We start from the raw sequence: 8,772 nt of genomic DNA, 5'->3' as shown, positions 1-8,772 counted from the left end.
GGACTCGCGCTCTTGCTGGTGCCGGGTGCGCTGCGCGGGCGCATGGGGTGGGGTGACGTCAAGCTGATGGCGGGCGTGGGCTGCGTGCTGGGCTTTCCCACGGTGCTGTCGGCGGCGGCCTTCATCTCGCTGGTGGGCGCGCTTCAGGCCATCGTCACGCTGCTGTGGCAGGGGGCCGTCTGGGACACGCTGGCGGCGGTGGCCCGTCGCTGGGCGGTGCGGATGAAATGGATGCGCGAGGAAACCTCTCCCGCTCCCGTGCGACACATCCCCTACGGCGTCTCCATCGCGCTCGGGACTTTCTGGGCCATGTGGTGGCAGCAACAACATCTGGGATAGCGCGCTTCGTCGTCCGGGCGCGCGCACGCAAGAAGGGGATTCACACGATGTCCACTCGCTTCACGCAAGCCCTGGCGCTCGGCGCCCTCGTCACCCTGGTGGCCAGTGCCCCCGCGCAGGCCCAGGAGGGCAGCTCCGTCAGCCTGGGCGTGGGTACCCAGAAGGTGCTCACCATTCCCGGCCTCAGCCGCGTCGCGCTGGGTGATCCGTCCATCGCCGAGGTGAAGACGCTGGGCACCGGCCAGCTGCTCGTCACCGGCAACCAGGAGGGCAAGACGACGCTGCTCGTCTGGAAGTCCTCCGGTCAGCGCATCAGCTACCTGGTGACGGTCCGCAAGCAGGACCCCAACGAGGTCATCTCCGAGATCAAGCGCCTGCTGGGCGAAATCGAAGGCGTCTCCGTGCGCATGGTGGGCGACCGCATCTACCTGGACGGTCAGGCCTACACCACGCAGGACGCGGACCGCATCGAGCAGGTGGTGAGCCTGTACCCGAACGTGAAGTCGTTCGTGAAGATCGCCCCCAACGCCAAGAAGCTGGTGGCGCAGAACCTGAACGCGGCCTTCCAGAAGGCGGGCCTGAAGAACGTGCAGGCCAACGTGGTGGGCGCGACCATCTTCCTGGAGGGCTCCGTGGAGAGCCAGCAGGACCTCCAGAAGGCGGAGCTGATCACCAAGGCCATCGGTGAGAAGGTGGAGAACCTGCTCGTCGTCGGCATCAAGCGGATGATCCTCTCCGAGGTCCAGTTCGTCGAAATCCGCCGCAACAGCCGCGACCGCTACGGCATCAAGTACCCCACGGACATCACCGGTTCGCTGACCGCCAACGTCGCGCTGAACAAGGCGCTGCTGCCGGGCGGCGACGCCGTCTCCACCCTCATCATGGGCGCGAACGGCGGGTCCGACCTGAGCATTGGCTTCCAGGCCAACGACGGCTACGGCCGCCTGCTGGCGCAGCCCAAGCTGGTGTGCGCCAGCGGTGAGAAGGCGGAGTTCCTGGCCGGCGGCGAGGTGCCCATCCCCCTCATCACCAACACGCAGTTCACGGTGGAGTACAAGCCCTACGGCGTCATCCTGAACATCCGCCCCACCGCGGACCGCAACGGCAACATCCAGACGGAGGTGGAGGCGGAGGCCTCTGAAATCGACACCTCCGTGTCCGTGTCCTTCGGTGGTTCGTCCGCCATCCCGGGCTTCCGCACCCGCAAGGTCAAGACGAACGTCACCGTGCGCCACGGTGAGACCATCGTGCTGTCCGGCGTGTTCAGCCACGACGAGCAGAAGGCCGTCGCGAAGCTGCCGGGCCTGGGTCACATCCCCATCGTGGGCGAGCTGTTCAAGAACCGCGCGTTCGACTCCACCAAGCGCGAGCTGGTGATCTTCGTCACCCCGCGCATCGTGAACCCGGACTCGGACAAGGTCCGCAGCATCATCGAGGACGTGAAGACCCGCTACAAGCAGGCCCGCTCCGAGGTGAACTTCAACATCTTCGACTGACGGCCTTCCGCGCCGTCGCGTCTCATCCGGGCCGGCTCCGTCCCCGCTTCAGAGGGGAGGGTGCCGGCCCGTTCGTTTCCGGGCAGCAGGCGGGCGAGCGTCGCAGGAGTCTTTGAGGTCGTAGGAGGGCTTGGTAGCATCCCGCCTCATGTTTCTCATCACGCTGACGGAGAAGGGTGGCGGGTCGGAGCAGCGGGAGTACCCCAAGAACGAGATCACGATCGGCCGGATTGCCGGCAACGACATCGTGCTCGCCAAGGGGAACGTCTCCAAGACCCACTCCCGCATCGTCGAAAAGGACGGCCGCTTCATCATCGTGGACATGAAGTCCACGAACGGCACCTTCGTGAACGGCAAGAAGATCGCCGGGCCCATGGTGCTCAAGCCGACCGACCAGGTCTCCATCGGCGACTACATCCTCAACGTGGAGCCGCTGCCGGACGAGCCCGTGGACGAGGGCTACGACGAGGAGCAGGGCGAGGAGGCCTACGAGGAGGAAGAGGCCTACGAGGAGGAGGAGCCCTACGAGGAGGAGGAGGCGCCCGCGCCCGCCGCCGCCGCTCCCAGCCGCATGCCGGCGTCCATGGCCGCGGCCATGGCCAAGAACAAGCGCAAGGTGGACCCCCGGCTGGAGCGCTACTCGCGGCTCCAGAAGGAGATCCACGACCGGCTCATCGAGTACCTGGACCTGCGTCGCATGGACATGGACCGGCTCGGGGACGAGGAGCTCTGGCGCCGCACCGAAAAGGCCATCCGGGACATCATCGACCAGATGGAGGCGGACCAGGAGCTTCCCGGGGACGTGGACCGGGAGGAGCTGCTCACCGACGTCATCAACGAGGCGCTGGGCCTGGGGCCCCTGGAGGCGTTCCTCGCGTCGGAAGAGATCAGCGAGATCATGGTGAACCACGCCAACCAGATCTACATCGAGCGCAAGGGCAAGCTGACCCTGTCGGAGAAGACGTTCTCCTCCAACCAGGCGGTGCTCGGCGTCATCGAGCGCATCGTGGCGCCCATTGGCCGCCGCATCGACGAGTCCAGCCCGCTGGTGGACGCGCGCCTCAAGGACGGCAGCCGCGTGAACGCCATCATCCCGCCGCTGGCGCTCAAGGGCCCCTGCATCACCATCCGCAAGTTCAAGAAGGACGCGCTGAAGATCCAGGACCTGATCAAATACAAGACGGTCACCGCGCAGATGGCGGAGTTCCTGGAGATGTGCGTGACGGCCCGGCGCAACATCGTCATCTCCGGCGGCACGGGCTCCGGGAAGACGACGACGCTGAACATCATCAGCTCCTTCATCCCGGAGGGTGAGCGCATCATCACGGTGGAGGACGCGGCGGAGCTTCAGCTGCCGCAGGACCACTGGGTGCAGCTGGAGAGCCGCCCGCCCAACCTGGAAGGCAAGGGCGCCATCACCATCCGCGAGCTGGTGAAGAACTGCCTGCGCATGCGGCCGGACCGCATCGTGGTGGGCGAGTGCCGCTCCGGTGAGACGCTGGACATGCTCCAGGCCATGAACACCGGCCACGACGGTTCGCTCACCACGCTGCACGCGAACACGCCGCGCGACGCGATTGCCCGGCTGGAGACGATGGTGCTCATGTCCGGCATGGAGCTGCCGGTGAAGGCCATCCGCGAGCAGATCGCCAGCGCCGTGCACCTCATCGTGCAGCAGACGCGCTTCTCCGACGGCTCCCGCAAGATCTGCTTCATCACCGAGGTGTCCGGCATGGAGGTCGACATCGTGACCCTGCAGGACATCTTCTATTACAAGCAGGATGGCTTCACGGAGGACCACAAGGTGCGAGGACGCTACGTGGCTTCGGGCTTCGTCCCGAAGTTCTACGACGAGCTCCAGCGCAAGGGCATCCCCGTGAACATGAGTATCTTCCGCGAGGACTGACGCGCCCATGGCAACCCTGGTCGTCCGTCACCCTGACGGCACTGAGCACGAGCACGAGATCGCCGGCGAGCTGAAGATTGGCCGCCAGCAGGGCAATGACCTGGTCCTCACGGAAGGAGGGGTGTCGCGGCAGCACGCGCGCATCTACGTGGAGGGCGGCACGGTCTACGTCGAGGACGGGGGCAGCCAGAACGGCACCTTCGTGGACGGCGAGCGCATCGAGGGGCCCACGGCGCTCATGCCGGGCTCGCAGGTGCTGTTGGGCGACTACGAGCTGAAGCTCAAGGGCGGTGGCCGGAGCACCAGCGGCCGCCGCGCGAAGACGCCTCCGCCCGGAGACCCCGCGACGCTTTCGGACGCGCCCGTGAAGGGCACGCGCGCCATGCCCAGCATCCGCGCCAAGGCCACCCAGAACGGCGCCGCGAAGCCGGAGGGCGCGCTGGCGAAGCGGCCCTCGCGTCCCCAGCCCGCGGGCGGGGCGGCTGCAGCGGCCGCCGGCTCCGGTCCGGTGCTCAAGGGCATGACGGGGCCGTGGGCGGGCAAGTCCTATCCCATCCAGGGCACGCTGCTGGTGGGCCGTGCGCCTCCGGCGGCGGTCGTCCTGGATGACGACTCCGTGAGCCGCAAGCACGCGGAGGTGAAGCGCGAAGGCAGCGCCATCCTCGCGCGCGACCTGGGCAGCGCCAACGGCACCCTGCTCAACGGAGAGATCCTGGGCGAGGAGTTCGTCGAGCTGCAGGCCGGGGACGTCCTCCAGTTCGGCGTGGTGGAGATGACCTTCGAGCCCTCCGACACGCCCGCGCGGCGTCCGGGAACGGGCGCGGTGCCGCCCCGTCGCGGCAGCCGTGGCGAGCCCGCCGCGGACAGCAAGCGCAAGCTGCTGGTGGTCGCGGGCGGCGTGGTGGCGCTGCTGGCGGTGGCGGCGGTGGTGAAGTCGTCCGTGGGGCCCGCGCAGAACGCCCAGAAGTCCGGGCCGGCCGCGCCGTTGGATCCCGCGCAGCAGGTGCAGGAGCTGCTCAGCGAGTGCCGCTCCTACGCCTCCAACGAGCTGGGCGCCCCGGACTGGGGCCGCGCCGAGGCCGCGTGCGAGCAGGCGTTGGATCAGGACCCCATCAACGTCGAGGCGAACACCCTCGTGCGGCGCATCAAGTTGGAGAAGGAAGCCTTCGACAACTTCGAGGCCGCGAAGAAGGCCATCGAGCTCAACCGCGAGAAGCAGGCGCTGGAGCTGCTGCGCAAGATTCCGAAGGAGAGCGAGTACTTCCGCCGCGCCCGCTCCAAGGCGCGTGAGACGGCCGAGCAGTTCGTGGAGCGCGCGAAGGACGACTGCAAGCGCTACCTGAACAACTCGCAGTGGGGCGCCGCGGTGCCGCGCTGCCAGGAGTACATGGAAGTCTGGTGCCAGAAGCAGAGCAAGGAGGACCTGGAGCCGCCCATCGGCCAGACGCTGCGCCTCGAGGGCGGCCTGCGCAAGAACGAGTGGCGCCCCAAGGACGCCATGTTCGTGAAGTTCCTCGTGGCCCGCACGCGCCTGGACCGCGGCGCCGCGCCGTGGACCTGCCCCGTGTCCGACATCCTGCAGGTGGAGGGTGGGGGCGTGGATCAGGCCAGCGAGGTGAAGGCCATGTTCAACAAGCGCTACACGCACAAGCTCATCCAGGCGGCGATGTTCGACTACTGGACCGGCCGCGGCAGCGAGTCCATGGCGACGCTGCAGAAGCTGCGCGCGAAGGTGGACCAGGCGGAGTTCCACTCGCTGGCGGACGAGCTCATCCGCGACGTGTCCAACGTGGATCAGCTCTTCAAGACGGGCGAGAGCTCGCTCACCAACGAGGACCCGGAGCGCGCGGTGGCGCCGTTCAGGGAGGCGCTGGCGACGGACAAGCGCATCATGGCGGAGCTCGCGGAGTCGCACCTGTCCTTCTACCGGAAGAACATCTTCCAGGACATGGCGGTCGCCTCCTACCTGCGCGGCAAGCACTTCGCGGACCGCGAGGACCGCCGCCGCGGCTGCCGCATCTGGAAGCTGGGCTTCGAGTTCTACAAGGGCAACACGGACCTGAACCGCGTGGTGGCCTTCTGCTCCACGCAGGCGCAGAACGCGTTGAACAACGTGGGCAGCTGCTCGGACATCCAGGCGGTGGAGGACTACGCCGTGCCGGGTGACGGCATCGCGGAGCAGGTGACGGCGAAGAAGGCCGAGCTGAAGTGCCGCTGAGCGGCCTTCCGGTGCGGGGCTTCATGGACAGGGGCCGGGAGGCGCGCTAGGGACGGGGGATGGCCGACACCAGCCCCCCGCGCTCCGAGCGCCGCCTGGCGCTCTTCGACGCCTCTGGCTTCATCTTCCGCGCCTACCACGCCATCCCCCCGCTCACGACGAGCAAGGGAGTGCCCACCAACGCGGTGCTGGGCTTCACCCGCATGGTGCTCAAGGCCCTGCAGGAGTTGAAGCCCACGCACGTGGCGCTGGCGTTCGACAAGTCCGGCCGCGTGGAGCGTCAGAAGATCGACCCCACGTACAAGGCGAACCGCAAGGCGCCGCCGGAGGACCTGACGCCCCAGTTCCCGCTCATCCGCAAGGTGGGGGACGTGCTGAACCTGCCCTCGCTGGACGCGGAGGGCTGGGAGGCGGACGACGTCATCGGCACCCTGGCGATGCAGGCCAAGGCCGAGGGCTACCAGGTCCTGGTCGTCACCAGCGACAAGGACTTCATGCAGATCGTCGACGAGGACATCACCCTCTTCGACCCCGCGAAGAACAAGCGCATCGGCATCGCGGACGTGCAGGAGAAGATGGGCATCCTGCCCAGGCAGGTGCGCGACTTCCTGGCCCTGGTGGGCGACGCGGTGGACAACGTCGCCAAGGTGCCCGGCGTGGGCGACAAGACGGCGGTGGAGCTGCTCCACCAGTTCGGCGACGTGGAGACGCTGCTCGCGCGCGTGGAAGAGGTGAAGAAGCCGAAGATCCGCGCGGCGCTGGAGTCCCACCGCGAGAGCCTGACGCGCGCCAAGCAGCTCGTGACGTTCAATACGGCATTGCCCCTGGGCGTGAAGCTGGAGGACCTCATCCGCCGCGCTCCGGACGCCACGCGCGCGCGCGACCTGTTCACGGAGCTGGAGTTCTTCGCGCTGCTGCGCGACCTGCCCGCGGAGGAGCCCGCGGCCCGTCCGGACGTGGCGCCGCTGTCCACCACCACCACGCTGGTCACCACCGAGGCGGAGCTGAAGACGCTGGCGGACGCGGCGAAGGCGGCCGGGAGCCTCACGCTGGTGCCCGCCTATGAGGGCATGCCCTTCGCGGCGCCGCTGGTGGGCCTGGGCGTGGCGCTACCGGATGGCTCCACGCGCTACGTGCCGCTCAGGCACCAGCAACTGGGCGCCACGCAGGTGCCGGTGGCGGCCTTCAGCGCGGCCCTGAAGGACGTGCTCGCGGACGCGGCGGTGAAGAAGGGCGGCCACGACCTCAAGGCGCTCACGCTGGTGCTGGCCAACGAAGGCCTGACGCTGGAAGGCGCGCACGACGACGTGGAGCTGTTGAGCTACCTGCTCAACCCGTCGCGCCGGGAGCACGCGCTGGAGGACCTGGCGCGGGAGCGGCTGCGCTCGGAGCTGCCCGCGCTGCCCGCGTCCGTGGGCGGCAAGAAGGGCCGGCCGCTGGCGGACCACGGGCCGGAGGAGGTGGCCGCGGCGTACGCGGTGCGCGCGGACGCGGCGCGCAGGCTGGCGCCGGAGCTGTGGCAGGAGCTGGAGCTGGGCGGGCTGGCGGAGCTGGCGCGCACGCTGGAGCTGCCGATCCTGCCCGTGCTCGCGCGCATGGAGCGCGAGGGCGTGAAGCTGGACGTGGCGGAGCTGGCCCGCACGTCCGAGCGCGTGGACGTGGAGGTGAAGGCGAAGGAGGCCGAGTGCCACCAGGCCGCGGGCCACGTCTTCAACCTGGGCTCCAACCCGCAGCTGGCGCAGGTGCTCTACGAAGAGCAGAAGCTGCCCATCCTCAAGCGCGGCAAGACGGGCCCCTCCACGGATCAGGAGGTGCTGGAGAAGCTGGCGGAGGAGCACAACAGCGTGCTCGCGCGGGCGCTGATCGAGTACCGCGGCCTGTCCAAGCTCAAGAGCACCTACCTGGACACGCTGCCCACGCTGGTGGCGAAGGACGGGCGCATCCATACGACGTACCACCAGGCGGCCACCGCCACGGGCCGGCTGTCCTCGTCCGACCCGAACCTGCAGAACATCCCCATCCGCACGGAAGTGGGCCGTGAAATCCGCCGCGCCTTCGTGGCGGACGCGGGGCACCAGCTGGTGAGCGCGGACTACTCGCAGATTGAGCTGCGGCTGCTGGCGCACATCGCGGAGGACCCGGTGCTCATCGAGGCCTTCCGCAACGACGAGGACATCCACAGCCGCACGGCGGCCGAAATCTTCGGCGTGGACCCCAAGGACGTGGACCGCGAGCAGCGCCGCGTGGCGAAGACGGTGAACTTCGGCATCGCGTACGGCCTGTCCGCGCACGGCCTGTCCACGCGCCTGGGCATCTCCCAGGAGAACGCGCGCGACGTCATCGAGCGGTACTTCACCCGGTACGCGGGCATCCGCCAGTACCTGGAGGACACCGTGGAGAAGGCGCGCAAGGTGGGCTACGTGGAGACGCTCTACGGCCGCCGCCGCCTGATGGGCGACCTGCTCTCCAAGAACCGCGCGGTGGCCCAGGCCGCCGAGCGCGCCGCCATCAACATGCCCATCCAGGGCACCGCCGCGGACCTGATGAAGAAGGCCATGCTGGCGGTGGACGCCGCGCTGCGCGAGCAGAAGCTGAAGACGCGCGTGCTGCTCCAGGTGCACGACGAACTGCTCTTCGAGGCGCCGGACGCGGAGGTGGACGCGGTGAAGGCCCTGGCCGTGAAGAGCATGTCCTCCGTCGCCGAGCTGAAGGTGCCGCTCAAGGTGGAAGTGGGCGCTGGGAAGAGCTGGGCGGACGCGCACTGAAGCGCAGCACCGCACGAAAAAATGCGGGAGAGCGCCCACCCCCGTAGG

Annotated in this window: 5 protein-coding genes; all 5 read left to right on the top strand. The window is 68.5% G+C overall.

The window, feature by feature from the left end:
- Window positions 1–339 (top strand): prepilin peptidase (locus tag D7X55_RS30125; RefSeq protein ID WP_147470267.1); only part of this gene is annotated, 339 nt, incomplete at its 5' end.
- Between the two features lie 47 nt (window positions 340–386).
- Window positions 387–1,835, top strand: coding sequence for a type II and III secretion system protein family protein (locus D7X55_RS30120; RefSeq protein ID WP_120549789.1), 1,449 nt, complete (start codon window positions 387–389; stop codon window positions 1,833–1,835).
- Between the two features lie 148 nt (window positions 1,836–1,983).
- Window positions 1,984–3,741 carry an ATPase, T2SS/T4P/T4SS family gene (locus D7X55_RS30115; RefSeq protein WP_120549788.1) on the top strand — a complete coding sequence of 586 codons (1,758 nt, stop codon included), beginning with the start codon at window positions 1,984–1,986 and terminating at the stop codon, window positions 3,739–3,741.
- A gap of 7 nt (window positions 3,742–3,748) precedes the next feature.
- Window positions 3,749–5,959: an FHA domain-containing protein gene (locus tag D7X55_RS30110; RefSeq protein ID WP_121724869.1), complete on the top strand. Its 2,211-nt coding sequence runs from the start codon at window positions 3,749–3,751 to the stop codon at window positions 5,957–5,959.
- A 59-nt stretch (window positions 5,960–6,018) separates the two neighbouring features.
- A complete protein-coding gene (gene polA, locus D7X55_RS30105) occupies window positions 6,019–8,724 on the top strand; it encodes a DNA polymerase I (protein ID WP_121724868.1) in 2,706 nt (901 codons plus the stop codon).
- Window positions 8,725–8,772 lie beyond the last annotated feature (48 nt).

This window comes from Corallococcus sp. AB049A, from assembly GCF_003668885.1.
Lineage (GTDB): Bacteria > Myxococcota > Myxococcia > Myxococcales > Myxococcaceae > Corallococcus > Corallococcus interemptor.
The sequence above is the reverse complement of the archived record's forward strand: the minus strand, read 5'-3'. Positions and strand labels throughout refer to the sequence as shown.